At 46.1% G+C, this 2321-nt stretch carries 2 protein-coding genes; one reads left to right on the top strand and one right to left on the bottom strand.

Annotation, left to right across the window (positions count from 1 at the left end; genetic code table 11):
* A partial coding sequence (locus ABYU67_RS12145; protein WP_372845563.1) for a cytochrome c occupies positions 1–881 on the bottom strand: 881 nt, incomplete at its 3' end.
* A gap of 405 nt (positions 882–1286) precedes the next feature.
* Between ABYU67_RS12145 and ABYU67_RS12140 the strand changes: the two genes are divergently transcribed.
* Positions 1287–2321, top strand: a 1035-nt coding sequence (locus ABYU67_RS12140; RefSeq protein WP_372845561.1) for a phosphate/phosphite/phosphonate ABC transporter substrate-binding protein, incomplete at its 3' end; no start/stop codon positions are given.

The following is a 2321-nucleotide window of genomic DNA, read 5'->3' as shown; positions in this document are numbered from 1 at the left end:
ATGGCGTTGATATCATAGTCTGTCATATATTGCGTGCTGTGCTCGACCACTTCGGCCATGGCGCCAAAGGCAGCCGTGGTGTCAGTACGACCGGTTTTAAAGAAGTCATTCAGTTCTGCGACCGTCCACGTACCCAAACCGCGATGTTCACCGCGAATACTTTTGGCGCGCCAGCCATCGATAACCGCACCGCTCAAATATTCTTCTGAGTCAGCATTATTTAAAGCGACTTCTTGGAAACCGATACCGCGCCCAGTATGACAAGAGCCGCAGTGACCAGGACCTTCGACTAAGTATTGTCCACGAGCCAACACGGCATCATCACTTTCAGCGACAAAATCACGTTTTGGGTCAAACAGTGCTTGCCAGTATGCTAAGGGCCAGCGCCAATTTGTCACCGGTGGTAGCTCGCTTTTCAAGTTGGCTTGCTTGACAGGTTTGACGTCAGACATAAAAAAGGCGTACATCGCGGCCAAATCTTCATCTGGCATGAGCTGATAAGAGGGATATGGCATCGCAGGGTAAAGGGCTTTATTATCACGGCGCACGCCATGCTTGACGGCATTTTTAAAGTCAGTAAAAGTATACTGACCAATACCGGTTTCTTTATCAGGGGTAATGTTGGTTGAATAAATCGCACCCAATGGGGTGAGCATAGGCAGGCCGCCTGCATAAGTCTCGCCATCTAACGTGGTATGACAAGCGACACAGTCAGCGGTACGCGCGACGTATTCCCCTTGTTTAATAAGTGCAGGGTCGGTGATATTGACCTCGATGTCACTGCTACTCGTGCGCATATTAGGCAGTATTTGCCCAATGATAAACGCCAAAATCATCCCGATAATGGCTGCCATAATAATGATTAATGGCCACTTTTTCATAAGCCTGCCCTCCATAAAAATAGTCTATAAAAATATTGCTGTACTTATTTTACTTACTTTACTTACTTTACTTACTTTACTTACTGTGCCTACTGTCGCCATCTATGTTGTAAGGCTTATTGGTAATGCCTGATTTTTATATTCGATAGCAATCATTAAGCTCAGCCAATTAAAGATAGAATCTTGCTATGTAGTATAGAATATGGCGTAATATGCTGATATTGTGGAAAACCACATTAATCATATGGTTTTAATAAATTTTACAAACTTGGACGTCTTAAGTCGCAAATAATGCCTATAAATACCATTGATTTTTTATCGAAAATTGCGCTTAGAACCATAACCTTGAGGGTGTGGAAAGCGTTGATAGCTCTGATGGCATTAAATGCTTGCTTGGTTATGTCTATGGCAAACGCCCAGACGTATTATTTAGGCGTGCTGGCGCCGCAAGGCGAAACGGTTGCGCAAGAACGCTGGCAACCTTGGCTCAATCAGCTTAATGAGCAGTTGCAAGAGGACACAGTAGTCTTAGTGCCGCTGGCGTTAGAGAATTGGCAGCAGGAAATTGAGGCGCAGCAGTTTGCCTTGGTGCTTGGACCACAAGTGCAACTGATTAAAATGAATACCACCCATTGGCGCTGGCTTGCGACCTTGCAAGCCGATACGGCGCCAACTAAATTGACTGCGCCTGCGGATATCAATGGTAAAAACTTTAATGAAAAAGGTTTCAGTAAAACCGCTGATAAGCAGTTTTCCGCAACGGTTAGCTTAGCCAATGAATTTAATAAGCTCAGTCAGGGTAGTCCGTTAAAAGAACCTAGCGCCATGGAAGAAGTGGCCAGTGCACTTTGGGTAAAGGCGGACAGCGGCATTTATCAGCTGCAAGATTTGCAGCAGCGTAAAGTTGCTGCCGTCGATGCCGAGGCTTTTGGTGGTTATCTATTGGTCGCGCATTTATTACAACAAAACGGCGTGCCGTCCAACCGTTATCAGACCCAGTTCGTCGGCTATCCTATTGAGCGCACGTTAAATGCACTAGCGAATGGCAGTGTAGACGCAGCAATAGCGCCGCTTTGCTTGATGGAAGAGATGGCCCGGCAAGGAAAGATTAGTGAGAAGCAATACCGTCTTATTCACCCTGTTGCGACCGCTTCTAACTGTCAATCTTCAACGCCGATATATCCCAATTGGACATTGGCGGCGACCGAGCAAGCGCCAAATGCTTTGGTGCGACAGATTAATCAAAATCTATTTGGTACAAGTCAATCAGAGCAAGCGTTGTTAGGAATAAATCAGGGCTGGCTACCACCCGAATCGAGTAGTAATGCTGAGCGTATCCTCTATGATATGAACCGTCATCCCGCCCAAAAGCAGCTGGGCGCGCATATGGTTGAATGGGTAAAGGCGCATCGATTGTGGATGGCGGTTATTGTTTTAATT

This window comes from Psychrobacter sp., assembly GCF_041554015.1.
Taxonomy (GTDB): domain Bacteria; phylum Pseudomonadota; class Gammaproteobacteria; order Pseudomonadales; family Moraxellaceae; genus Psychrobacter.
The sequence above is the reverse complement of the archived record's forward strand: the minus strand, read 5'-3'. Positions and strand labels throughout refer to the sequence as shown.